We start from the raw sequence: 22,468 nt of genomic DNA on the forward strand, positions 1-22,468 counted from the left end.
CTTCTCAAGGGAGTTGCACTGTCTGGTCTGGCTGAGCAGCCACTGCGAAGATGGCCGCCTTCGGCTCCAGCACTTTCAGTCGCCATGTGCCAAGCTGCTCGCCGGTGTGCAGCAACCGGGTATCGTTGAGCGAGCGACTATCAGGAGGCGCGACCGCCAGAAAGCGCTCGCCACCACGGGACTCGACACTCAGCACTGAGAATGGCGGCGGGAGCAGGGCAGACTTGGGGCGAGAGGTTTTCTTCGGTTTGGCCGGGGAAGATGTCGGTGGGGGAAGTGTTGGCTGTGGCTTGAGGTCCAGGAGTTGCTGCTCGACGTGCTCAAGTCGTGCGCGTAGCGCGTTCATGTCGGCTGTGGCGGCGCGGTCTGCCAGACCGTCGCGTAGCTCCTGTATCTCTTGTGCCCATTGATCCAAAATCGGGTCGAGTGTGTTGGCCTGTTGTTCACCGGAATCCACAATCTGCTTCAGGTCCTTCAGTGCATGCTGCAGCTTCTCCTGCGCGTCTTTGAGATCGCTCGAATCACGTTGCAAGGTTTGCAGGATCTGTAGGTGTCGGGCGTTCGCATTTCCCAGCTCGGTCACGCGTTGATACTGGTTATACAAACCACCACTCAGTCCGGAGACCGCCAGGCAAAGTAAGCCAACAATGATGGTTTGAAACGTCGAGGCTTTCATGGCCGAGCCTCCGTCTGATGGGACGAGTCTGGTTTAGCCGGCACGATGCCGACATCAGCTTTCTGCTGTTCGAAGCAGACCGAACGGCTGACCTCATCGGTCGTGAGTTGCCAGGCGGAGCCAGTCAATACCTGTAGTGCGCTGCGTAACGGAACCGGACCGAGCCGGTAATGGGCTGCAGGCAGAGGTCGAGTGAAAAGTGTCTTTACTGGTTCGGTGGCAGGGCAGAGCGAATAACCCGAGCGCTGCAGCACGTAGTGCATCGTCTCCTGTACCGAGGGATTAAAGTTGGACGGTATGTTCACATCAATGATTTGAGCGAGAAGATCACGTTGCTCCGTGGTGGGCTCGGTGCTCACCAGCGTATAGCGACCGTAACGGATTTCCGCCGGATGGCTTGCTTCGGCTGGGCTCCTTGATAACTGGGTCCGATTGGAACCACTGTCGATCTTTGGATTAGTCGGCAATGGGGTGGGGATTTGCGCGCTGCAGGCACTCAAAAAACCCAGCAGGCAGACAGGCGTGAAAAAGCGCTCCATGGAAAAGCCTCATGTCAGATTCAGTGCAGAACCTGACATGAGGTGAAGGAGCGATTCAGTGAGAAAGTCGATTCAAGGCGTGTCGTGTTAACGCTTAACGCGTTGCTATTCATCAAAAATGGCGAGCGTGTCCAAGACGGCAGCGTCGGGGTCGAATCAACAAGCGCACATCCGCCAATGCCGCCAGATACAATACGTTGACCAAGGCTGCCGGCATACCGGCGATTTGACCAGGTTATCGTCGGTCCAGGGCGTGCCGATCAGCTTACACCCGACGCCATTGCAGTCCTTCTGGGCAAAGGGTTGGAACAGCAGACCGGATGGTCTGGAGTCGAAATTGCCAGCCCGGCGCTCCAAGTAACGCAATGCTTCTTCAGTGAGGTGTGTGGTACTGATCTCCCAGGTTCGACTGTAGTGTCCCGTCTCGAAGCTCAAGCGACGGATCACGGCTTGGGCATCTTCCAGGGAGTATAGATCGCCGACATGATGCCGCTCGTTGAGCATTTCGCCCATCACGGCGTAGATCACTTGGCGCACCAGTCCGGTGGACTGACAGCATTCATTCAACTCATCCGGAACGGGTTGACCTTCGTTGATCAAGGCGAAATCTTCATTGAAGATGCAGGGGAACAACTGCAGTTCATCGTCGGGCAAATGGACCTGTGAGTAGTGCAGGGGGCGAAAGCAGGGAGGGTAGTTGTTTTCGTAGGTGATCAGTAGCAGCCGTTCGATATGTAAGTTTGTCGTAACCGCGAGCAAACGGGTTTGAAGCTGGGAGCAGGGCTAGGGTTTGGTTCATGAGGGTTCTCCAGAATTGAAATGAACAAAGCGCCCGGAGGCGCCTGTGAGGGTTAAAGCCAGCCGTATTCGGCAAGGGAGAGCGGGCGACCTTCACCCACTATGAAGTGATCCAGTACGCACACGTCGATCAAGGCCAAGGCCTCTTTCAACCGTGCGGTCAAAACACGGTCCGCCTGGCTGGGCTCCGTGCACCCTGAGGGATGGTTGTGAACAAAAATGACGGCTGCAGCGTTATGCGCGAGGGAGCGCTTAACGACTTGGCGGGGGTAAACGTTGGCGCCATCAATGCTGCCGTGAAAGAGGATTTCGAACGCCAGCACCCGGTGCTGGGCATCAAAAAAAACCACACCAAAGACTTCATGTTCTTGGTGCGCAAGACGCAGTTTTAGGTAAGCCGCTACGGTGTCAGGCGACGTCAGGATAGGCCCGCGGGCGAAAAGCCGACGATCCAGAATATGCAGCGCTTCGTCGATCAGCTGGTTTTCTTGGACAATGCGATCAGCCTCGAAATCCGAGATCTCAATCAGTGTGAGTTGGGGGCTCATGGCGCTACCTCCGAAGGGAATAATCAGGGGGTACACGCCCAAGGGGAGTGGTATCCCCGAGGTGGATGGAGAATTGCGGGCATTAGCCGATGAAAAGCTGTTTACAACCGAGTAAACCGGCGGCGTTGACCCTGTAGATGTGAATCACAGCCGTCGCAGGGCAACGAGGAAAAGGCTTCTATTCCCCAGCCGGCGTCGGGATCGAAGTCGGCACTGAAGGGTATTAACCGCACCAGCCCACTATGGATGTTGGCGATGCGTTTCTCGATTTCATCCGTGGTGTAGTAGAGCGATAGCGTACTGAAGTCCTCATAAGCCGCAGCGAACAGGCAGTCGTCGCAAAGCCAGAAGTATTCCATGAGGGTTCTCCTGTGCGGGTTGAAGAAAAGGCGCTCCAGGGAGCGCCTTGATGAGCAACATCGTGGACTGTTCAGGCGGACTGAACGGTGCGGGTGGCAACACGGCGGGCCGCGCGGGGAGTCGATGGAGATTCAGGTTCGTCCCGAGCCTCTGTTGGGTTATCGGTCCTCTCAGCGTCGGTATCAGCCGACGGAGAGGACGGTTCACTGTTTGGCGCTTGCTCAGCAGGTGCTGTTGCTTCCTGCCTGGCGGGCGCTTTGTACTCAAGCATGCCATTGACCTTGATCCAGTCGATGAACAGCAAACGACCTTTCAGGCTGGCACCTGGTTGACCTTGTTTAGCGCCTTTCTCGTAGAGAAACGGATCGATCCACAGGTCGCCGATACGGAACGACAGCAAGACCTTTTTCTCGGCGTTGACAGCGTCCATATAGAGACGAACCAAACGTTCAGCTTCGCCGCCCGCGACTTTGCAGTCGAAACGGGTGTATTCCACTGCATCGCTGGCACCGTGCAGGGCTGCAATATCGCAAGCCATGAACGGCTGGCCGCGGCGGACTTGTACTTCACGAACACGGTTGAGATAACCGATACCGACGGTGTGCAGATTGAAGTAAGTGATCGCTTCTTGGGAGTGGTTGGCGTAGGCCATGGTGGTTCTCCTGTTTCAAGGGAAACGGCGACGCACAGCCCCTGACGGGAAAGTGAGCCCCCGTCAGGGTGGGTAAGATGAAGTCGAGCGATGAACGACTCGCCACCGGCAAGCCGATGACTATCAGAATGAAGCTTCTGGGTTAGTAGCTGTGCAGCAGAGGAGAGTCTGCAGTGGTAACCCGCAGGCATGGAGTAGTCGGCATTCATCACCGCTTAAGCGGCAACCGCGCGAGCTTCCGAACGCTGATCGCACTTGGGTAAACCACCACGAACGTGGCGTAGCCTTGAAGGTTTTGGCTACCTGGGTTGGGCTGTCAACGACAGCGAACCACGCCCTTTGTATAAGCCTGTCACCCGGGCGCGTCAAGACGCTACAACCCGATTTTTTAAGGCCGGAATACGGTGGTAGTCACTGAATTAAGAAAATGAAAAAAAGAAGAGTGGGCCTGGCGGTGTGCCAGGCGAGGAAGAGAAAAACCACCTTTGACGGTCTTACGCAGTCGACAAGCTCCTCGCAAAATTTGGTTGAACTGCGCAATGATTCGCCAACCGACCCTTGTCGTGGCCTGGGTCGGAATATGCTGGCACGCATCCGCGCATAAAGGGTGCCCTGTGTTTCCCCGGTGGGCTCCGGGACTGAATACGATCGCCGAAGCGGATGACCGCTATTGCCGGGTAGAGGCAACAGTGGTCATCCGCCACCACAATCATGTCGAGCAAAAAACGGGAATTAAATTCCGCAGAATAGGAGGCTCCGAACTCGAAGAGTTTGACCGAACTGCGCGGAGCTAATCGGTCTTGGGTCGCCGTTGGCGGTTATCCGAAGCTACTACAGCAGAGAGGTCAACACGACGTCAAGCCTACAGGCCCCCTTCATAAGACGCCACGTTGAGCACGATGAAAGAAGTTACTTACTGCCGAGATGTGCGGCTAATTGTTCGACGGTTGCCAAGATAAAGGCACGGTCGCTTTCTTTCAGTCCACTCAGCAGCCCCGCGATCATCTGGGCTTGGTCATTGGGGCGATTGCTCGACTCCGTCAGCAGTTCATCCATCCGGCAATCGAAAATGTCCGCCAGTTGCATCAGTTTGACCACAGAAAGCTCCACTACACCCCGTTCCAGGCGCGAGATGGCTTCACTACCGATCCCTAAACGTTCAGCCACCTCTTCCTGAGTCAAATTACGCTCGCTGCGGTGCTTCGCGATCATGCGCCCGATTTGGGCTTGGGTTGGATGTTTATGTGCCAAGTGATGAGTTCTCCAGTTCAACCCGAATGGTTGAGCAAAGACCCGTTGACATGAACATCCTTAAGGGTTGAGTATCGACTCATTGGGTTGTTATAGTGACTGAAACAGCTGAGTATCGCGACGTGGTTTCTGTCCCTCCAGGGATCAGAGTCCAGAGTGATTAGTAAGAGCGACGGTCTGAAGGGACCATGTTGAGGGATGGTTGAACATGGAAGATGAGAGAAAGGACGTTATGGATCTGATTTGGGATCGAACACTGGAGCTGTTCATCAAGATTCATGATTGCCCGGATAATCCCGAATACTTCGAACGCCTTGTTCATTGGCTCAACGAAGATCCTGCCCACCTAAAAGCCTTCAACGAACTGGGGCAGATATGGATTTCGACAGGCATCGCTTTGGCCCGTGAGGTCGGACAACCTTTGATCGACTTGGAGCAGGATCAGGCGCCGCTGATGATGCACTGAGCTGTGCACCACCCTAACTTCATGTTGATCTCATCGAACTGTCATGGGCGGCGCGTCTCTTTTCTGAACTGCGTAGTGCCCTTGCAGTTCGGATACTGCGAGCATGACCAGAACGGCCCAGATTTGCCCTTCCGCTTGATCATTGAGGCATTGCAAATGGGGCAGGCCGGGCCAGCTTCGACCGGTATCGACAAGGTGAGCGCTCCATAGTGTTCGACCAACTTAGCAATCCAGTTCGCCTGCTTTGCGACGAACGCCTCCAAGGTCAGGCGTCCCGCTTCGATTTCGTCAAGCGCCTGCTCCCAGATCGCGGTCATGCCAGGATCCGCAACTGCAGCGGGTACCGCCTCGATCAGGGTATGGGCCGCCGTCGTAGCTATTAACGCGCGTTTTTTCTCCAGCAAATAACCGCGATCAATTAACCCTTTGATAATACCGGCTCGTGTGGCTTCGGTTCCGATACCGGTGGTGTCCCGAAGTTTCTGTTTCAGGCGTGGGTCGTTGACAAGCTTGGCGACGTTTTTCATCGCCTTGATCAGATCACCCCCGGTGAGAGGTTTAGGAGCGGCAGTTCGCATGGATTTGAGTTCAACATTGTCCACTGCGCACTGCGTGCCCTGTTGCAAGATGGGTAAGACTTGGGATTTGTGACTGGGCTCATCCTCCTCGGTGTTTTCGGAGAGCGAGCTTTTCCAGCCCTCGACCAAGATCCGTTTGCCCACAGCGGTCAATCGTTCTTCGCCACACGCCAGTTCGACCTGGGTCCGATCAAACTCATGATGCGGAAGAAACTGCGCTAGGTAATGGCTACGGATCAGTTCGTAGACATGGCGTTCTTGTTCGGACATCCGCACCAGGTTTGCCGGTTCGGTGGTGGGGATGATGCCGTGGTGCGCAGTGACCTTGGCAGTGTTCCATGCGCGGGAGCGCAATGATTGATCGAGGTCCTCGAATGCAGGTCTGAGTGCAGGATCCGTTTTGAGCAGGGCGTCGAGTACCGCGGGAGCCTCGTTGAACATATTCTCTGGCAAATAGCGGCAATCGCTGCGCGGGTAGGTGGTGGCTTTGTGGGTTTCATACAGAGCTTGGGCGATGTTCAGGGTTTCCTGGACGCCGAGCCCTAGCTTACGCGAGCAGACTTCCTGCAACGTGCTCAGGTCGAAGGGCAGGGGCGGCGGTTCTCGGAAATGCTCAGTCTGCAACGAGAGTACCGTGGCGGACTTCTCGTCGGTGATTGTTTGGACCGCGTGATGGGCAAGCGCCTGTTGCAGGCAACGCCCCGACTCGTCCCGTCCTGAGCATGGCGGTAACCACGACGCGATGAATCGCTGGCCCATCGACGATAGGTGTAACTCAATGTTCCAGTAAGGTACCGGGACGAAGCCGGCAATCGCACGATCCCGATCGACCACCAGACGTAAGGTGGGTGTCTGGACGCGCCCCACTGACAAAACGCCGTCGTAGCCTGCCCGCCGACCAAGAAGGGTAAACAAACGACTGAGGTTCATGCCGATCAGCCAGTCGGCACGGCTGCGGGCGAGGGCCGAGTGATAGAGCGGGAAGGTCTCCTGACCAGACTTCAGCGAGGTCAGCGCCTTGCGAATCGATGCTTCGTTGAGTGCGGACAGCCAGAGGCGCTGAACAGAGCCTTGGTACTGGCAGAGCTCCAATAACTCGCGGGCAATCATCTCACCTTCGCGGTCGGCGTCGGTTGCGATGACAACGGTGGTGGCTTCGCTGAGCAGGTGTTTGATGATTTTGAACTGCGCGGCAGTCTTGGGTTTGACCTCCACTTGCCACTGCGCCGGAATGATCGGTAGATGATCCAACGACCAGTTCTTGTACTGAGTGCCGTAGGCTTCAGGCGGGGCCGTCTCCAGTAGGTGCCCGATACACCAGGTGACAGTTGTCTCGGGGCCGATCAGGCAACCATCGCCACGCCGAGTGGCTCCGAGAACGTTGGCGATGTCACGACCCTGGGAAGGTTTTTCGCAGAGGAAGAGGCGCATATAACTACTCCGGATTGAGTTCGGAGCAGCGTTGTTCGAATTAGCAGGGGCGAGATATGAGAAACCTGAATGGCAGGTTCCTCATATTAGTCGGTGAGGGCGGCCTTGAATGAGCTGAAGCTGCTACCTTAATGGAGCGTTCGTAGCTGGGTGGGGGGCTTCATGAGCAGCGAGCAATGGCAGGCCTGGAACTTCGCGCAAAGGCGCAATTTTTATGCCTGAAGTCGTTCAGGCCTTAGGTGATTGCCCTCTGTTTTTCTTGGGTTTCGACGTCGGCGAGCTGGCCTGCTCAGTATTTTGAGAGGCCGTTGGTTCACTGGAGCGTTCCCGCATGACCACGCTGTGCAAACGGTGAGGCAGGATGCCAACTCGACGGGCTTCGATCTTGAAGGTTACCCGCGCATTGTCTTCGCTGTCCTCCCACTCATCGCGCACCGTACGACCTTCGACCAACACGCGCATGCCTTTCTGGTACAGCGTGCTCCAGTGTTCAGCCTCACGGTGCCAGAGCTCAACCGGTGCCCAATAGCCGCCCCGATCTTCATAGCTGCCCTCGCGTGGTATGGGGTTGTCGAAGTACACATTCAGCCGTAGCAAACGCCGTGGTTCATCATTGCCAGAGGCGAACTCCTGGAACTCTGGTGCACTACCGATATTGCCTTCGCCGACGAAAAAAGTGCTCATCGTGTTTTCTCCACTGCGGGTGTGAACTGGCGCAGCAACTGTTCGCCACTGGCCATTTTGATCGCGCAGGTCGTAGCCTGGCGGTAGAGCGAATGCACCACACTCATCTGAAGGTTTAGTGCGATACGCGCGCATTCGAAACGGTGCAATCCCTCACGTACGGCCTGTGGCAGGGCGTTGTTGCAGACCTGGCGTTCCCAGACCGCTGCGCCCATACGGGCAAAGTCACGGGTGCGCCAACGCAAAAAGGTGCTGCCAGCGCTGGTGTTTTGCAGCACCAATCGAATATCCACCAGTGAGTAGGGGGGCTGTCCGGCCTGCTGCACCACAGCCTCCATCAGGCGACATAACTGCGCCTCGATTTCCCTCGCCACCTGCGCCAGATGCTCCAACTCCCCCTTACCCTTAAAAGGTTTTAAAAGGCCTTTTAGGGAGGCAGCGTGTTCGAGCTGCCGATAGGCATCCGGTGTCAACGCTTCGAAGGGCATTGGTTGAATAGGGATCATGGGATTCATGCGTCAGCCTCCGGCTCATCCACGGTCGCAGACGGACCATCCACGTCCTCTGCCAACGCGTCGGAGTCATCCACTGCTACAGCACCACGGCGAATGATCGGCGGCGCAAACTGAGAACGGCGATGACCCTCGAGGATGTCCATCGGGGGCAATCCATACTTCTCCACGGCCGCCAGGGCGCGGGCATTATTTGCGGCCATATCATCGCGTGTAACGCCAGCATGTCGATAACGTTGCGCCTGACCGAACAGGCTGCGTAACAAGTGGGCACCGTCGTCGATCCAGGCTTCCATGTCTCTTCGGCCAATCAAGGCGGTGTGATGGGCCAAGAGGGTATGGCGGACCAGCGTGTCGTAATCGGTCAGCAGGTAGACGGCCAGAAAACCCAGTTGGCTGCCGATATACAACGGCAAAGTGACGGGGTGGATGTTGAGGTTGTCCCCCATGTCGATCTGTGTTGGCAGGTCCTGTCTGATTCGGTCCAGCTGTTGGGTCAGTTCCAGCATCCCAGCCTTGGCCTGCATCAGTTTTTCTTCGAGCTGCACGATGGCCCAATCGGCATAGGGATCGTCCTGGGCCGCCGTTTGTTTGATCAGGTTGGTGACACTGATGTAGCCGGCCATGCCCATGATCGAGTGGACGCCTTCATGTGCGGCCCGACCCTGCCATATGCGGGCTGCATGGTGGGTATGCAGGGTTAAGGTGATGCTGCTGCGCAATGAACCCAGATTGAGTTGATAGTGATCGGCCATGGTGTTGTCCTCGCATAGGCTTGGACGGGACGTTGCGCCAGATGAGGAGCAAGGGCAGCCAAAAAGCTGAACGCGGTCTGTTCCGTTTGGTGAGAGAGGGCAAACGCCTCACGTTTACGTTCATTGGAAGGACAATCCAGCGTTCCCATAAAAGCACCATGGTTCCGTCTGGTATTTTTGTAGATTGGAACTCTATGGATTTGATGCCACTGGCATCAAATCTACTGACGTCCACTGCCTCCACGCAGTTGGCGCAGCTCATTTAGGCACGCTTGGGCGAGGGCTGATGCAGGTTCGCCCTTTTTTCGAGATGGCCGCGAGGGGGCGGTTGGGGGCGGTTCTGCGATGGGTGATGGTTCGGGCTGACTTGCCCAAGGACGAAAGTCGCCTTTCAGCGCACGCTGGATCAGGCCCATCAGATAGGCCGCCGGCTTGCGTATACCACCGGCCGCACAGCGTGCCCCCGCTTCGTTAAGCACCGCCTGCTGATCTGCAGGGTTGAGCTTGTTCAGCGCCACGGCGATGGCCTGACGTTCGCTTGGGCTCAGGTGCAGCGAAGTGGGCCAGTGCAGGTTATCCACAGTAGAGGTCGCGCGCGGTACTGTACATTTACTTTCTTTTAATACAGTACAGGCGGCGTTCGGATTCCGAACGGTGCTAGAAACGTTAGGGTTCAAGCCTGATTCGGAATCCGAACGAGGGCCTGCACGATTCCGAACGCGGTGATCTTCCCCATGTCCGGAATCGTGAAATGCATCACCGGGTGGCTGATCCAAGCCTTGCTGCGCCCACTGTTCGCCCCAGCTGTCGAGCCGCGTCGGTAACCGACCCCGATCGATATTCGTGTCCTGTCGGACCTCCTCCACAATGTGCTGAGCGACAATACTCACGGCCTTTGTCGCATGACCGAGGGCATGTGCGACCAGCTTTAGGTAATCCTGATCGAGCTCCATGGCTTCGGCGGGGGTTAACGGCTCATCGTGCAGAACGTACACAGAACCTTGTAGCTGCCCGCTGATTTGATCGCGACCACGGCTAACCAAACTGATCCAACGAGTGAGCCTGAGCATCGTCAACACGCGTGCAATGGTTTCACGCGAGGCTGACGCACCATAGGGCACGCTCGAGAGGTAAGGCTGCAAATCCTCATAGCGCGGCGTGACCACGCGCTGGCCTTGCAGCATGATCCGAAATACTTGCCAGGCATTTCGCTCCAATGGCGTCAGCCGATTATCCAACAGCAGCCTACGTGGCACGACTTCGTGTGATTGGCCACTAAATAGAAAGCCAGCCTGTAGAGCCTGGTTGGAGGGCTGTTCAGTGGTAGGGCGTGCGGGCCATCGTTCATGCAGCTGCTGTGTGCATTGTTGCAGGACACGTTGCCAGCGACTGGCGGGAATAGCATTCATGCTTTGCTGCTGTACTGGTCGATTTGCTGCCAAACGATCGTCAAGCTGATCTGCTGTTCTTCGGCAAGCATCATCATAGCGTCGAGTTTATCCTCGGTGCCGTCCTCTGTTTGTATTTGGCACCAACGTTGCCACAACGCATGCTCCTGCGCTTCGCTCAAATGTTGGGGGCGGCCTTTACGGGTTTCTATCTTGAGTAGACGCCGGCGCATGGCTGTTTCCGAATGCGCCAAGCCAAAGCATTGGTACATTATGGTGCTGCTGGCGCCAAGCTTGAGTGCTCGGTTGATCAACCGTTCGTTCTGTTCATCGCGTTCAGCTTGCTCGATCAAACGATGCAGCACGGGCGAGTCAATCTTGACTTCAAGCCAAGGGACAGTGGCATGGGCCAGGCGCGATAGCGTCGTCGGCGGTAAGGATTGCAGCACGAAGATGTCATCCTCACTCAGTCCAAGTGCCTTGCAGCGTTGCAGGTTGCCCAGGCGTAGTTCGTGCAGTACCTGCGTTAGCATGGCTTGATTGAGCATATTGAAGGACAAGTTCATCTCAGCTCCTCCGGTGAGTTTTTGTCTTCAGAGATGAGTGTTAAGTCGATTAAACGCCGGGCCAGGCGTATCAGGCGAAACAGCTTAATTAACAGACTGTCAGGCAGTCGCTCCAGACCCACGTCCGTGACGGGTCGATCTGGCAGATAGAGTTGATAGACCCCTAACAACAGTTGCCCGAACAGTGCGGAAGGTATTTGCTTGCGATCTTCCCAGTTCACCTCGTCTTGAGCACGTAGCAGGGCCAGGAGCATTAGGTGAACGCCGGTCGAGCGAGGCGCTGAAAGATCGAGTTGCTCAATGTCCAACGCGAAGCCCAAGCCAAGCTCTTGATCAATGATGCACTCGGCATCTCCGGCATAGGCCGCCATTTCCCGAGCCAGTCCTGCAATGGCTAAACGCAATTGTTCGGGCGTATCCAGCGTTGGTGCGATGGTCCAGAGGTCGTCGATTGTGCAGGTTTCGAATGAAGACTCCGCTTCGGTAACGATCTCGCGATCGATTTGCTCACGAATCTGTTGAACGCGTGATAGAGGACCGACCGCAGGTAAAGTATTTGTTTCGGGTGCTGTGAGCCGTTCCTCTGAAATAGGCTCTATCTTGCTCTTGGCATCAGTTGATTCGGGTTTAGTGTCGGAGGAGGGCGACTCTGCCGCAGTTTCATGCACGCTTGGCCGATGGCTGCTTTCTGAAGGCGTGGTGGTGATAGCCCCAGGCGTGGGGGCGACCCGTTGGGTATCGCTCAGCTCCAGGGCCAGCATGCGGTAGGACTGTCCGAGCAAGTGGCTCATGCGTTCGAGCAATTCGTCCTGGATCTGCTCAAGATCAAAGGATTCAGGATCGCCATCGAAGTAGCCCATGGTCTCCAGCCAGAACTCTGCAAACGCGACTGTGGCGGTTGGATAACGGTTCCAGGTTCGCTCAACCTGACTACGTAGACCGATCAGGCGCTCTACCTGAGGCTTACCCAAACCGGCATACAGAGTTTGTGGAATGGCGGGTAGTAAGTGTTCGAGGGTGTCCAGCATCCGGCTGATATGCGACTGCGAAACCGGATAGCCTCCAGCGGCAAGACGTCGAGCCAGCTCCCGTTGTGAGAGCTCTGGGCCATCCGACTCAAGCATGGTTTTGAGTTTGGCTACTGCCAATGCCCTTTCGATGAACGTGAGTTGGCCGTGCAGGTCGCTTTCCGCCAGATGGCCGAGTAGGGCGTTGGTTTCGTTGCTCCAAGGTCGGAACAGGCAGTGAATCCGAAAGAAACGCTCATCGCGCGTTTCCTGCCACAGCTCGCCGAGAATTGCTAAGCGCGTATTACCGCCGTTGCGGATGATGAAAGAGGTTTCACCCGGACGGCGGGTAATCGGTGGCGGTTGATCCAGCCCGCGTTCACGGATCGATGCCTTGATATCGTCATAAAGCGGATTACGGATGAAGCGTGGGTTGTGTTCGTAGGGACGTAACTGTTCCAGAGTGACCAGCATGGGAGTGTCGATGACTGGATCGGACAGTCGCTCCAGTCCAGGACCTTGAGTGAAGTGGTCCTGGTGCAGCTTGTCTGTGATTTCCTCCTGACTGAGCTTATTCATCGCAACCGCCTCGGTTAACGTCGGCTACGTAAATGGTCACCGACCTCGAATTTTACGATTTCGGCAGTCCCTGAACCTTCGAAATGTTGGGAGAGTTCTGCGAGGAACCACACCATCGCCGAGCGCCCCCCTTGCAAACGAAAAACCACCGTGCAGTACTCCTCGCAAGCCGCGTCGCTTGGTCGAATGGAAGGCTGAACAACGATAGGAAACTGATCCAACATTAGAAAACTCCTTACCAAGCTGTGTTGGCTTCAAGGTCGATCAAACAAAAAAATCGGTGAAATGCTGATTAGGCGATTTGTTTTATCGAGGCTCCGCACACCTCATTACCGAAGAGATCGCTTCACGCCATTCAGGGAATAATTCGATGGCCAGCGCTTGCATGATTTCTAGCGCAGACTGCGAGCGTCGGCGTTTACTCGACGGGCGTGTATCTATTCGGTGGACCGGTAAGCCGAGGGATGCGGCATTGAGATAGGCCACCCGGTCCGGGATCACGGTGTCTAGCACCGAGATATTGCTAGCCTCTGCGAAAGTCTCGCGCAGGCTTCGGATGATCATCCGGGTGTCCACTCGATTGACGTTCACCTGGTTCAGTAAGAGCCGTAAGGGCGGCGGGTAGATGCCTAGGTGGCGATACGGTTCGAGCTCACTCAGTAGCTTCAAGGTGCCACGGCGCATTTCGCGGGCAGCGAGCATTTCCGGCGTGATGGGAGAGAGGGCGAGATCTGAGGCCAGGATGGCCATCTCCAGCAATACACTGCGTGCTCCCTGAGTATCGATCAGAAGCAGGTCATAATTGAGACTCAACTCATTGAGCAAATTGTGCAGGCGTAGCCGCCCATCAGGTGCATGCAGCAGCAAGCTGCTCAGTCGACCTTGATCGTCGTTGGAGAAAATCAGGTCGAGACCGACGACTGCAGTCCTGGAAATTATTCGCTCAGGTATTGTTAGATTGAGTGCAATGAGCTCGTACGTCCCCGCATGAGCTTTCTGGCTCAATGAGTAATAACTGGAGAGGGTGGGTTGGCTGTCTAGATCCAACAGCAGAACACGCAGGCCAGCATCCGCCAACAGGCCGCCGAGGTTCGCCGCTACTGTAGTTTTGCCTACCCCACACTTGGTGGAAACCACCGAGACCACGTGCATCACCCTCACTCCTGTCGCGAAAGGCGTTCTGCAATCCAGTGTTCGATTTCCAGAGAGTCCCAGCCGACTGCGCGCAGCCCGATACGCTTCGCCCGCGGAAACTTTCCTTCCTTCATCAGGTTGTAAATGTGCGCACGTTTGAAGCCGGTTTTTTGCTCTACCGCATCACGTCGCATGATATGGCGTTGGGGTTGAGGTGCTTCGACTGCGGGTACCGATGGGTTGGACATGCTAGTCACTCCTGGCGCCAGTTGGCGCGTGGTGGGAAGTGACTTGGATTGAATCGCACTAGGGCGGCTGAGTCATTGCGTTGCAATCAAGCGTATTGCAACGCAATTGACTCGATCATTTATTTTTTTTGAGGCTACGATTAGCCACGGCAAACTTTTCATCCAGCGTGCGCTTGCTGAGGCCGGGCACATCTTTGTGGCGTGCGACAATGGCGTCAACAATGGCTGCTTGATTCGTGAATACCGAAAGAGGTTTTCCGGCGGGCGAATGGTCCAAGAGAAGGCTGACCAATGCCCCAATGATGTTGTGATAGGTCAGTTCGCTGCGCTCGCTGAGTTGGCCATTCGTTTTGGCCAAGGCTTTGAGATCATCTCTTTCAAGCCCAATCGACTGGAGTTCTCCCAGGATTTCTTGAAGGTGCTGCTGTTGAGCTTTCAACGCCCTCGATAACTCGTCTCGATCTGCTTTCACTGAAAGAAAGGTTTTGAGGCTGACCTTTGCAGGTGCATCCTCACCGGACTCGAATAAAAAGCTGGGCTTATGGTCCGGATAATGGATCTCCATCCAGCGGCGTAAGTCTGAATGGCGGATGGTCAGCTGATAGGGCTCTACATAGCTTCCCAAAGGAACAGAAATGCCTAGGCAGCCGTACGGCAGCTCACCATTGCGTATGGCGTCTAAAATCCTTTCGAAGGCAATGTGAAGACTGGGCCATTGGGGATATAGGGTTGCAAGATTCTCGGGACGAGACCAATCCGCCTGAACTATTTCGGCTTCGTAGCGAGTGAGATTGCACCAGCGTAATGCTGCGTCTATAGGACGATAGAAGCTTTTGCTATGCGGGTTGAAAACATAAAAAGTCATAACGTGATGGACCTCCATTCCCGCGGGGAAGGGGCCGCAGATGTGGATTTCGCTCAGATACGCAATTTCCAGTCCTATTTTGAGTGCCTGTCGCGCTCAAAAACGTTTTTTACACACCCTCGGAGATTAGCAGTCATTGGCATCAAACTGTCGGTAAAGGCTAAGAGGAAACTTCGACTGCTATTTTCCGCCGCGTGTTGGCTGTGCAAGTCGGATGGTCTCGACAATATCCGCTTTCTTGAAGCCCACTCCTTCGACCACACGGCGGAACATGCTTGGCAACCAGGCAACTGAAGTATCGCGCTTCGGAATAATCACTGTGTTCCAACGACGCTCGATACCCTTGACGATGTTGACGACTTCATCGAGCCCAATCGTTTTCCAAAGTCCCTTCTCTTTTCCGTTCCAGACGTTGTTCCCGATTGGATCAGCTTTTACAGCATCCATCATTGGGGTCTTGAAGAATTTCGGGTACACGGTTCCGACACCGACCCCAAGATGACGCACTTCAAGTCGGACGCGATCACACAGTGCCCAGACTCCCGCTTTATTCGCCGCATAGTGACCGTTGAGCGGACCGTGGATGAATGCAGCCATCGATGAGATCGCCATCATATAGCCCTTACGTCTTTCACGGCAGCGCCGCACGTAACGTACGGAAGACGCCGTTGAGGTTGATGTCGGTGTGACGCTCAACTGACAAGGATCCATAGTGGCCATGTAGTCGAGGACGTAGACGCCTGCGCTGGCAATCGCCACATCGATCCCCCGAAATGCTGAACGACCCGAAGCCATGGCTGTTTCGACGCTTTCCAGAGTGCATACATCTGCTTGCCAGCAAGCAGTGATGTCGGTTCCGCCCAGCTCACGAGCCTGCTCTCCTACAACTGCACCATTTAGGTCAAGCAACGCGATCCGGACATCTTTGGCTCGAATCGCCTTGGCCATGGCCAACCCACGACCGCCGGTACCGCCTGTGATAGCCACAACGCATTCTTTGAACACGTAGGTTTTCATTGCTACTCTCCTGAGCGAGGCAGCCGCCCCCGCGCAAACTGCTTATGGCCTGTAGCGCATTTGCCGCTGAACGCAGGTAGAACGCTTGCAATTGAAAGACGTGCCACCGCGTCATGTAGATTTCCACACGGCAATCGACTCCGCTACAGATTGCGTGCTCGCCTAAGCGAGTGGAGTCGGAGAGCAGCAACTCATCGTCGCCGACCTGAACCACCATCGGCGGTAGCCCTTTCAGGCTGACCTGCAGCGGCTGTTCCATCAGTTCACCGGCATACCACCTCAACCCCTGCTCCAGCCAGCCTCGACTGATCATCGGATCTTGCTTTTTGCGCGAGGACATAGAGGTGCCGCTAAGACGTGGGTCGACCATCGGCGACATCAATAACAGCGCGCCGGCAAAGCGAACGTATATGTCACGCAGTTTTAGCGCCAGGCACAGCGCCAACGAAGCTCCGGCTGAATCACCAGCTAGGAAAATCCGAGAGGGTGTATAGCCCTGAGCCCTGAGCCCTGAGCCCTCAGCGCCTCGTAGCAGAGCAATGCATCATCGAGCCCCGCAGGACACGGATTCTCCGGTGCCAATCGATAATCAACCACCCACACCGACATATCCGAGTTCCTGGCCAGACGGCTTGTAATGCTCCGGTGAGTATGCGGCGACCCCACACAAAACGCCCCGCCGTGCAAATACAGGATCACCCCACCGTTTTCGCCTTTCTTAGGAGCAACTACTTGCACCGGTACGTTATTGACCAATTGACGATACTGAAACACACCTTGCGTCCCCGGCATTGATGCCGACAACACGCGCACCACTTTACGCTGCGCCGCAGCGCTCAAGCCCGGACCGATCAGCGAACGGAATGTGGTGCGCAAAAAAAGCCTTAAAAACCCCGCACTCAGCTTTTCCTTTAGCCCCGTGGGGGCTGCTATGGTCGAACCACCCTCGAACGGACGGCTGAAGCGATAAGCGTGCAAGCCTGAAAAGCGAGTTAACCCTCGATAGCTGAGTGTGAAACCTGGCCAGTTGGTGCTGTTGTTTACCGGCGGCATCGACGTACCAGCTTTTGCAGCCGCTCCAAACCGTCGCGGCTAGGCGTTGCTGAGTACGCCTGTGGAAGCGTTGATACACGCTCGAATCAACTTCCACAGTATTGGTATCCGTGGCCTGGAGCATACGCCAGCAACGCATAACATGAGCAATCTGACTCTCCAGCATATAAACGATCGAGTTGTGCCCCAAATTGGTGTTCGGTCCGTACAACATGAAGAAGTTCGGAAACTCGGGCACAGTCAACCCAAGATAGGCACGTGCACCATTGCGCCAGGCGTAGTTCAGGTCCACCCCCCACGTCCGACGATACGCATCGGCGCCAGGAACTCGGTTGCCGCAAAACCGGTGCCGTAGATGATCGCGTCCACCTCATGTTGCTCACCGTCAACGGTCTCCATACCGCTCTCATTGACCCGAGCAATGCCCTGCGTCACCAGCTCCACATTGGACCGGCTCATGGTTTTGAAGTACTCGCTGGACAGTAGAATACGTTTGCAGCCGTACGGATAATCCGGCGTCAGCTTCTGTCGCAATGACGGATCGAGCACTTGCTCGGCCAGAAATCGACGAAACGGCACACCCACCGCCCACTTCATCAGGCCTTTGAAACGGGTGAATGCCAGCGCGCGTGACTCGTAGCGCAGATAGATTAGCGTACGGTAGGCGCGCATAAACCCCGGCGTTCTGAGAAAAAGCGACTTTTCCCGTTCAGAGTAGGCGCGGTCCGGCCGCGGCATCAGGTGCGCCGGTGAACGCTGGAAGACCTTCAGGTGCCCGACAGTGGCGGCAATCGCCGGTACGAACTGAATCGCCGAGGCACCGGTACCGACCACCGCTACCCGTTTGCCCGCCAACGGATAATCGTGGTCCCAGGTCGCCGAGTGGAACACATGACCCTTGAAGCGCTCCATCCCCGCCAGCGCGGGGAATGCCGGACGGCTGAGCTGGCCGGTACCACTGATCAACAACGACGCACTCAGCACCTGGCCGTCTTTCAGGGTTACACGCCAGAGAGAGTTGGCTTCATCGAATTCAGCAGACACCACTTCAGCGCCAAAACGAATGGATGGATGCATCCCGTACTTCTCTGCGCAACCACGTAGATAAGCGTGAATTTCAGCCCGGGGCGCGAACACCCGGCTCCAGTCCGGGTTCGGTTCGAACGAGAACGAATACAAATGTGAAGGAACATCACACGCGGCACCGGGGTAATTGTTGTCCCTCCAGACGCCGCCAAGATCGTGTTTTTTCTCCAGGATCAGAAAGTCCTTCACCCCGGCCTTTTGCAGGGCCACGGCTATGCCTATACCGGCAAATCCCGTACCGATGATAATGGCGCTCAGCGGCTTGTCCGCCGCGCGATCGGCTTGCGCTTCAGGCTGTGACATGAGGCACCTCTTTATTGTTTTTAGCAGCGACGGCGTTTTCGAAACGGGCGCACGAATGCGTCTGTGGGAGACCACAAATCAAGTCCACGGCCTTCTCGGCGATCAGGATCGTGGGCGCATTGGTATTACCGCCAATCAAGGTCGGCATGATTGATGCGTCAACGATGCGCAGAGCTTGCAGGCCGTGTACACGCAGTTGAGCGTCGACCACGGCCAATGGATCATTGCCCATACGGCACGTGCCCACGGGGTGATAAACGCTGTCGGTGCGCTCACGCAGCAGGGTGCGAATCTGCTCATCGGTTTCGGCCCCTTCGGTGTACAGGCTCCATGTGATCCGCTTGGCCAGTGCCGGAGCTTGCATCAGACGGCGGGTGGTTTGAATGCCGCGACCATGTCTTCGAGATCCTGCGGGTCTTTCAGAAATGCCGGATCGATCAGCGGTGCCGCTTGTGGATCGTTGCTCGCCAACGTGACGCTGCCGCGACTACGCGGGCGTAACTGACAGACGTGGCACGACAGCCCGTGCCCCATGCGCAAGGTGCGCGCATGGTCTTCGACCGGTGCAACGACAAAATGCAATTGGATATCCGGTTTGTCCAATGTGTCGCAGGTTTTGAGAAATGCTCCGCCTTCGGCGAAGTTAGAGGTGAGCATGCCGCGGCGCTCTTGGCGAAATCGCCAGATTTCCTTCAGTATTTTCAGGCCGCCGCGCAGGGAAACCCCCATGGCGTCCAGACTGTTGGTCTTGTAGACGAAGACAAAATCCGGATGATCCTGCAGGTTTTGCCCGACCCCCGGCAGTTCGTGCAACAACGGGATTCCATGGCGCTGCAACTCCGCCTTCGGCCCCACGCCGGAGAGTATTAATAATTGCGGGGTCTGAAGGGCCCCTGCGGCAAGGATCACTTCACGTCGAGCTCGAAGGACGTAAACCTGCCCGTGTTGTAACACCTCTACACCCACAGCACGAGTACCTTCGAACAGAATGCGTTGCACCTGGGCGCGGGTTTCAACGCTCAGCTTATCGCGCACGCCGACGTGGGGCAGCAGGTATGCGCGTGCCGCACTGTAGCGCTCGCCGTGTTTTTGCGTGACTTGATAGGCACCGACTCCCTCCTGCTCTGGCCCATTGAAGTCGTCGTTGAGCGGCAGTCCGGTCTGGCGGGCGGCGTCCAGAAAACGTTGCAGAAAGGGATTGTCGGAGCGTAAATCGCTGACCCATAACGGCCCGTCTCTGCCATGCCAGGCATCGTCAAGGCGCTCGTTATGTTCACTGCACAGGAAATACGGCAAGACGTCCTTGTACCCCCAGCCAGGATTGCCAAGAGAGGCCCAATGGTCGTAGTCCCACTGATGTCCACGCACGTAAATCATGGCGTTGATCGCCGAAGAGCCGCCCAATGCCTTGCCCCGAGGTTGATAACCTTTGCGCCCTAGGTTCTGTACGAAAAGTCGGTGAGCGAAGGTCAGGCAAGGCAAAAACATGCGAGGAAGCGGAGTCTACTGGTTGTAAATGAGCATTCAGAGCCTGTTTTTAACGCAGTATCACCGAGCGCAGCCACTTTTCGTACAGAGCCTAGCAGCGCGGCTTGCGCAACAGTGTCAAAGGCGCAGTTGTTCACCTTAGTTGGCACCATAGCCACTGTGGCGGCAGGAATATTGACCAGACTGGACCGTCCATCCCCTCCAGCTTCCAGCAAGCAGACGCTGATATCTGGATCTTCGGACAACCGTCCGACAAGCACGCAACCAGCAGAACCTCCGCCGACGACGATGAAGTCAAAATTTTTTTTTAATGGTTGTTATTCCTTGGGCAAGGCAAAGCGACGTTTACGACTCCGCAAACGCGCAACCTGGCTTGACCACGCGCTGCAGTGACCTTTTTATTGTTGTTGGAACGGCGAACCGTGCGACTCAATGGTGACGCGCCTTGTTAAAAATCCGAATGCTGCAACGGGACAACTACTTTATTATTTGGGCCAATCTTTTTATCGAGGCACATCGGTATGAGCTTTAGAGATTTTCTTCGGGGTCCGACCAGTGCCTTGCTGATGGTGGAGTTCGGCGAGGAAAAGGGCTTTCCGGCTGAGAAGATTTTGCTCGGTTCGGGACTGAAGTTGGCGCAATTGGCTGATCCGAATTTGGAGCTAACTGCCGACCAGGAGCTGCGCGTTGCCGAAAACCTGTTGCGTTTATCAGGCCATCCCACAGGGCTAGGTTTCGAAATCGGCACGCGCTATCACTTCTCGACCTACGGCCTATTCGGTTACGGTCTGATTAGCAGCGCAACCATCGGCGATGCGTTAGGCTTGGCGCTGCGCTTTTTGCCGTTGACCTACGCGTTCACGGTGGTCTCCTATGAGGAGCAAGGCAATGAAGGGGTGTTGACCTTTGCCACCCCAGGATTAGCACCAGACCTGCGCGAATTTCTATTAACTCGTGACATGTCAGCGGCTGCACTGTTACTGAGGGAGCTGGGCGGCAATGACTTTTCGTTATCACGCTTCTGCCTGAGTAAGCAGCCGCCGCCTACTCCTGACAATGTGCAAGTGCTGGGGTGCGCTCCTTCCTACGCGGCTAATAGCAACAGCTTGGCTTTTGATCGCTCTTTTCTCAGTCTCCCTTTACCTCAAGCCAACGCGGTGACTGTTTCGATGTGCGAACAGATGTGTACGCAACTGATGCAGCGTCGCATCGCCCGCACCGGGATGACGGCATTGGTGGAGCACTACCTGATCACCCCGGATAATGGCCCTCCTGACCTCTGCAGCATGTCCGAACTGCTACATGTGACCACGCGCACACTCCGGAGTATATGCATCGCGCGCTCTTACGAGCCTATCTGCAATCCGCAGCCCATCAGCCGTTATCCGCGCAGGCCATGGACATCTATTCGGCGCCTTGGTCAGGGCCGATTGGTCAGGCCGCTTTCTATCGGCAACTTGCACAGATGGATCAGATTTTTACGGATGAGGTCGAGGTGCTATACGACCGATTCGATTGCCCTGTGACCGTTCTTTGGGGGCAACGTGATGAATGGATCCCTCATGAGAAGTGCGATGTGCTGGCCAATCTAATCTCCGGTCAGGAATGCATCGTCATTGAAAATGCAGGCCACCTCGTTCAAGAGGATTGTCCGGAGGCTATCGTGGCGGCGGTGCTCAACACGATCAGCGACAGCATCAGGGCTGATGACGACTTCGTAGTTGACCGGCCGCAACGGGTCGATTTCTGCCTGTCGCCACCGTTTGCTTTGGGTCGAATCTAGCCAGTCATGGAGGTCATGTGCACTGCTCAAGTCGGATGCAAGTGGGTGGTCAATTCCATCCAATTACTCACAGTTCGTGGGACAGGCGTATTTCACCAGATTTGGAAGTCTTTTTCAGAGTTTCTCTAAGAGTTGATCTACACCTTTTTCTGCAAACCGATGAGCGCCGAAGCCATTCGGGACGCCTCAATGGCGTAAAAAAGGCGCTCGTCGAACGCGCTCTGGTCTGGAACTGGGCCACTGTGCCTATCCTCAGGGGGGCGAGCCCTAGATACGGATTACTCAATGTGCTCTCCGCTTTTAAGCCCATACGTTTCTTCAATCGGTTGATTTACAGCGGCGAGTCTTGAGTACACAATAAAGGCCACAGAAATAGTCATAAGTAATAAAAACTTCGATTTATTAATTGGTTAGAGGGTGAGTCATGGTCCCGTCCGCTGCGCCATATTCAGCTTCAAGGCCCTTGAACTCCTTGAAGCAAAAAAAGAAAGCAGCCATTGGTTGCTTTTTTTTCGTCCTGAAAATTTCATTTGGATTTTCGCTTGTCGCATTGTCGCTGCGGGCTGAAAAATTACCCTTCTTGTCAGTCAGTCATGGTGCCAGCGCACTGTGCTGGCTGAATGTGCCTGCAATCAAGTAGCCCCAAGCCTGCGCTACGGTTGTGTGGCTGCCCGCGCCTGGTCATTGCTGAAGCGCGCGGG

Annotated in this window: 24 protein-coding genes and 2 pseudogenes; 3 read left to right on the forward strand and 23 right to left on the reverse strand. The window is 55.8% G+C overall.

Annotated features, from left to right (window positions below; translation table 11 throughout):
* Positions 1–4: 4 nt before the first annotated feature.
* The 7 genes and pseudogenes from KDX37_RS02270 to KDX37_RS02300 form a co-directional block, all read right to left on the reverse strand.
* Positions 5–676: a chemotaxis protein gene (locus KDX37_RS02270; RefSeq protein ID WP_231651051.1), complete on the reverse strand. Its 672-nt coding sequence runs from the start codon at positions 674–676 to the stop codon at positions 5–7.
* Entirely contained in the window at positions 673–1,215 is a 543-nt protein-coding gene (gene pilL2 / locus KDX37_RS02275) for a PFGI-1 class ICE element type IV pilus protein PilL2 (RefSeq protein WP_231651054.1), read from the reverse strand. The genes KDX37_RS02270 and pilL2 overlap by 4 nt, the downstream gene beginning before the upstream one ends.
* A gap of 105 nt (positions 1,216–1,320) precedes the next feature.
* Positions 1,321–2,014: pseudogene (locus KDX37_RS02280) on the reverse strand (DUF5983 family protein).
* A 52-nt stretch (positions 2,015–2,066) separates the two neighbouring features.
* Positions 2,067–2,561: a RadC family protein gene (radC, locus tag KDX37_RS02285; RefSeq protein ID WP_231651314.1), complete on the reverse strand. Its 495-nt coding sequence runs from the start codon at positions 2,559–2,561 to the stop codon at positions 2,067–2,069.
* A 101-nt stretch (positions 2,562–2,662) separates the two neighbouring features.
* On the reverse strand, positions 2,663–2,920 hold the full coding sequence (locus KDX37_RS02290) for a hypothetical protein (protein WP_231651055.1): 258 nt from the start codon (positions 2,918–2,920) through the stop codon (positions 2,663–2,665).
* A gap of 71 nt (positions 2,921–2,991) precedes the next feature.
* Positions 2,992–3,573: an STY4534 family ICE replication protein gene (locus tag KDX37_RS02295; RefSeq protein WP_231651056.1), complete on the reverse strand. Its 582-nt coding sequence runs from the start codon at positions 3,571–3,573 to the stop codon at positions 2,992–2,994.
* A 909-nt stretch (positions 3,574–4,482) separates the two neighbouring features.
* Positions 4,483–4,824: a helix-turn-helix domain-containing protein gene (locus tag KDX37_RS02300; protein ID WP_231651057.1), complete on the reverse strand. Its 342-nt coding sequence runs from the start codon at positions 4,822–4,824 to the stop codon at positions 4,483–4,485.
* Between the two features lie 208 nt (positions 4,825–5,032).
* Here KDX37_RS02300 and KDX37_RS02305 point away from each other — a divergent pair, with 208 nt between their 5' ends.
* Positions 5,033–5,290 (forward strand): hypothetical protein, encoded by a 258-nt coding sequence (locus KDX37_RS02305; RefSeq protein WP_093122749.1) that lies wholly within the window; start codon positions 5,033–5,035, stop codon positions 5,288–5,290.
* A gap of 41 nt (positions 5,291–5,331) precedes the next feature.
* Here KDX37_RS02305 and KDX37_RS02310 read toward each other — a convergent pair whose 3' ends face one another.
* The 16 genes and pseudogenes from KDX37_RS02310 to KDX37_RS29650 all read right to left on the reverse strand — a co-directional run.
* Positions 5,332–7,299 carry a DNA topoisomerase III gene (locus tag KDX37_RS02310; protein ID WP_231651059.1) on the reverse strand — a complete coding sequence of 656 codons (1,968 nt, stop codon included), beginning with the start codon at positions 7,297–7,299 and terminating at the stop codon, positions 5,332–5,334.
* 228 nt (positions 7,300–7,527) lie between these two features.
* A complete protein-coding gene (locus KDX37_RS02315; protein WP_231651060.1) occupies positions 7,528–7,983 on the reverse strand; it encodes a single-stranded DNA-binding protein in 456 nt (151 codons plus the stop codon).
* A complete protein-coding gene (locus KDX37_RS02320; protein WP_231651061.1) occupies positions 7,980–8,498 on the reverse strand; it encodes a DUF3158 family protein in 519 nt (172 codons plus the stop codon). The genes KDX37_RS02315 and KDX37_RS02320 overlap by 4 nt, the downstream gene beginning before the upstream one ends.
* A complete protein-coding gene (locus tag KDX37_RS02325; protein ID WP_231651062.1) occupies positions 8,495–9,250 on the reverse strand; it encodes a PFL_4669 family integrating conjugative element protein in 756 nt (251 codons plus the stop codon). Before KDX37_RS02325 ends, KDX37_RS02320 begins: the two co-directional genes overlap by 4 nt.
* Before the next feature lie 221 nt (positions 9,251–9,471).
* Positions 9,472–10,659 carry an STY4528 family pathogenicity island replication protein gene (locus KDX37_RS02330; RefSeq protein WP_231651063.1) on the reverse strand — a complete coding sequence of 396 codons (1,188 nt, stop codon included), beginning with the start codon at positions 10,657–10,659 and terminating at the stop codon, positions 9,472–9,474.
* Positions 10,656–11,204: a DUF2857 domain-containing protein gene (locus KDX37_RS02335; RefSeq protein WP_231651064.1), complete on the reverse strand. Its 549-nt coding sequence runs from the start codon at positions 11,202–11,204 to the stop codon at positions 10,656–10,658. Before KDX37_RS02335 ends, KDX37_RS02330 begins: the two co-directional genes overlap by 4 nt.
* Complete coding sequence (locus KDX37_RS02340; protein WP_231651065.1) at positions 11,201–12,790, reverse strand: ParB family protein; 1,590 nt, start codon at positions 12,788–12,790, stop codon at positions 11,201–11,203. The genes KDX37_RS02335 and KDX37_RS02340 overlap by 4 nt, the downstream gene beginning before the upstream one ends.
* A 14-nt stretch (positions 12,791–12,804) precedes the next feature.
* On the reverse strand, positions 12,805–13,014 hold the full coding sequence (locus tag KDX37_RS29510; protein WP_124362213.1) for a hypothetical protein: 210 nt from the start codon (positions 13,012–13,014) through the stop codon (positions 12,805–12,807).
* A gap of 82 nt (positions 13,015–13,096) precedes the next feature.
* Positions 13,097–13,942, reverse strand: a complete 846-nt coding sequence (locus KDX37_RS02345; protein ID WP_231651066.1) for a ParA family protein — start codon at positions 13,940–13,942, stop codon at positions 13,097–13,099.
* 5 nt (positions 13,943–13,947) lie between these two features.
* On the reverse strand, positions 13,948–14,172 hold the full coding sequence (locus tag KDX37_RS02350) for an AlpA family transcriptional regulator (protein ID WP_231651067.1): 225 nt from the start codon (positions 14,170–14,172) through the stop codon (positions 13,948–13,950).
* 115 nt (positions 14,173–14,287) lie between these two features.
* The gene (locus tag KDX37_RS02355; protein WP_231651068.1) at positions 14,288–15,037 is read right to left on the reverse strand and encodes a hypothetical protein; all 750 of its coding nucleotides are present in this window, start codon (positions 15,035–15,037) and stop codon (positions 14,288–14,290) included.
* A gap of 180 nt (positions 15,038–15,217) precedes the next feature.
* Positions 15,218–16,054 carry an SDR family NAD(P)-dependent oxidoreductase gene (locus tag KDX37_RS02360; RefSeq protein ID WP_231651070.1) on the reverse strand — a complete coding sequence of 279 codons (837 nt, stop codon included), beginning with the start codon at positions 16,052–16,054 and terminating at the stop codon, positions 15,218–15,220.
* The gene (locus KDX37_RS29385; RefSeq protein WP_264759109.1) at positions 15,939–16,499 is read right to left on the reverse strand and encodes an alpha/beta hydrolase; all 561 of its coding nucleotides are present in this window, start codon (positions 16,497–16,499) and stop codon (positions 15,939–15,941) included. Before KDX37_RS29385 ends, KDX37_RS02360 begins: the two co-directional genes overlap by 116 nt.
* Before the next feature lie 23 nt (positions 16,500–16,522).
* Positions 16,523–17,107, reverse strand: a complete 585-nt coding sequence (locus KDX37_RS29515; protein ID WP_319941637.1) for an alpha/beta hydrolase — start codon at positions 17,105–17,107, stop codon at positions 16,523–16,525.
* A 282-nt stretch (positions 17,108–17,389) separates the two neighbouring features.
* On the reverse strand, positions 17,390–18,496 hold the full coding sequence (locus tag KDX37_RS02370; RefSeq protein WP_319941638.1) for a flavin-containing monooxygenase: 1,107 nt from the start codon (positions 18,494–18,496) through the stop codon (positions 17,390–17,392).
* Positions 18,483–20,295: pseudogene (locus tag KDX37_RS29650) on the reverse strand (GMC family oxidoreductase); the annotation flags it as partial. The gene KDX37_RS02370 and the pseudogene KDX37_RS29650, both read right to left, overlap by 14 nt.
* Positions 20,296–20,505: 210 nt before the next feature.
* Between KDX37_RS29650 and KDX37_RS02385 the strand changes: the two are divergent.
* Entirely contained in the window at positions 20,506–21,510 is a 1,005-nt protein-coding gene (locus KDX37_RS02385) for an AraC family transcriptional regulator (RefSeq protein WP_231651072.1), read from the forward strand.
* Positions 21,450–21,767, forward strand: coding sequence for an alpha/beta fold hydrolase (locus KDX37_RS02390; RefSeq protein WP_231651073.1), 318 nt, complete (start codon positions 21,450–21,452; stop codon positions 21,765–21,767). Before KDX37_RS02385 ends, KDX37_RS02390 begins: the two co-directional genes overlap by 61 nt.
* The last annotated feature ends 701 nt before the right edge of the window (positions 21,768–22,468 follow it).

Source organism: Pseudomonas californiensis, assembly GCF_021147775.1.
Lineage (GTDB): Bacteria > Pseudomonadota > Gammaproteobacteria > Pseudomonadales > Pseudomonadaceae > Aquipseudomonas > Aquipseudomonas californiensis.

Excerpts from the sequence above, each read along its gene's own strand:
- KDX37_RS02270 (WP_231651051.1), bottom strand. The coding sequence starts at position 676 with ATGAAAGCCTCGACGTTTCAAACCATCATTGTTGGCTTACTTTGCCTG.
- KDX37_RS02315 (WP_231651060.1), bottom strand. The coding sequence starts at position 7,983 with ATGAGCACTTTTTTCGTCGGCGAAGGCAATATCGGTAGTGCACCAGAG.
- KDX37_RS02330 (WP_231651063.1), bottom strand. The coding sequence starts at position 10,659 with ATGAATGCTATTCCCGCCAGTCGCTGGCAACGTGTCCTGCAACAATGC.
- KDX37_RS02360 (WP_231651070.1), bottom strand. The coding sequence starts at position 16,054 with ATGAAAACCTACGTGTTCAAAGAATGCGTTGTGGCTATCACAGGCGGT.
- KDX37_RS02305 (WP_093122749.1), top strand. The coding sequence starts at position 5,033 with ATGGAAGATGAGAGAAAGGACGTTATGGATCTGATTTGGGATCGAACA.
- KDX37_RS02385 (WP_231651072.1), top strand. The coding sequence starts at position 20,506 with ATGAGCTTTAGAGATTTTCTTCGGGGTCCGACCAGTGCCTTGCTGATG.
- KDX37_RS02355 (WP_231651068.1), bottom strand. The coding sequence starts at position 15,037 with ATGACTTTTTATGTTTTCAACCCGCATAGCAAAAGCTTCTATCGTCCT.
- KDX37_RS02350 (WP_231651067.1), bottom strand. The coding sequence starts at position 14,172 with ATGTCCAACCCATCGGTACCCGCAGTCGAAGCACCTCAACCCCAACGC.
- KDX37_RS02340 (WP_231651065.1), bottom strand. The coding sequence starts at position 12,790 with ATGAATAAGCTCAGTCAGGAGGAAATCACAGACAAGCTGCACCAGGAC.
- KDX37_RS02290 (WP_231651055.1), bottom strand. The coding sequence starts at position 2,920 with ATGGAATACTTCTGGCTTTGCGACGACTGCCTGTTCGCTGCGGCTTAT.
- KDX37_RS02370 (WP_319941638.1), bottom strand. The coding sequence starts at position 18,496 with ATGTCACAGCCTGAAGCGCAAGCCGATCGCGCGGCGGACAAGCCGCTG.
- pilL2 (WP_231651054.1), bottom strand. The coding sequence starts at position 1,215 with ATGGAGCGCTTTTTCACGCCTGTCTGCCTGCTGGGTTTTTTGAGTGCC.
- KDX37_RS02310 (WP_231651059.1), bottom strand. The coding sequence starts at position 7,299 with ATGCGCCTCTTCCTCTGCGAAAAACCTTCCCAGGGTCGTGACATCGCC.
- KDX37_RS02295 (WP_231651056.1), bottom strand. The coding sequence starts at position 3,573 with ATGGCCTACGCCAACCACTCCCAAGAAGCGATCACTTACTTCAATCTG.
- KDX37_RS02320 (WP_231651061.1), bottom strand. The coding sequence starts at position 8,498 with ATGAATCCCATGATCCCTATTCAACCAATGCCCTTCGAAGCGTTGACA.
- radC (WP_231651314.1), bottom strand. The coding sequence starts at position 2,561 with ATGAGCCCCCAACTCACACTGATTGAGATCTCGGATTTCGAGGCTGAT.
- KDX37_RS29510 (WP_124362213.1), bottom strand. The coding sequence starts at position 13,014 with ATGTTGGATCAGTTTCCTATCGTTGTTCAGCCTTCCATTCGACCAAGC.
- KDX37_RS02390 (WP_231651073.1), top strand. The coding sequence starts at position 21,450 with ATGGATCAGATTTTTACGGATGAGGTCGAGGTGCTATACGACCGATTC.
- KDX37_RS02335 (WP_231651064.1), bottom strand. The coding sequence starts at position 11,204 with ATGAACTTGTCCTTCAATATGCTCAATCAAGCCATGCTAACGCAGGTA.
- KDX37_RS29515 (WP_319941637.1), bottom strand. The coding sequence starts at position 17,107 with ATGCCGCCGGTAAACAACAGCACCAACTGGCCAGGTTTCACACTCAGC.
- KDX37_RS02325 (WP_231651062.1), bottom strand. The coding sequence starts at position 9,250 with ATGGCCGATCACTATCAACTCAATCTGGGTTCATTGCGCAGCAGCATC.
- KDX37_RS02345 (WP_231651066.1), bottom strand. The coding sequence starts at position 13,942 with ATGCACGTGGTCTCGGTGGTTTCCACCAAGTGTGGGGTAGGCAAAACT.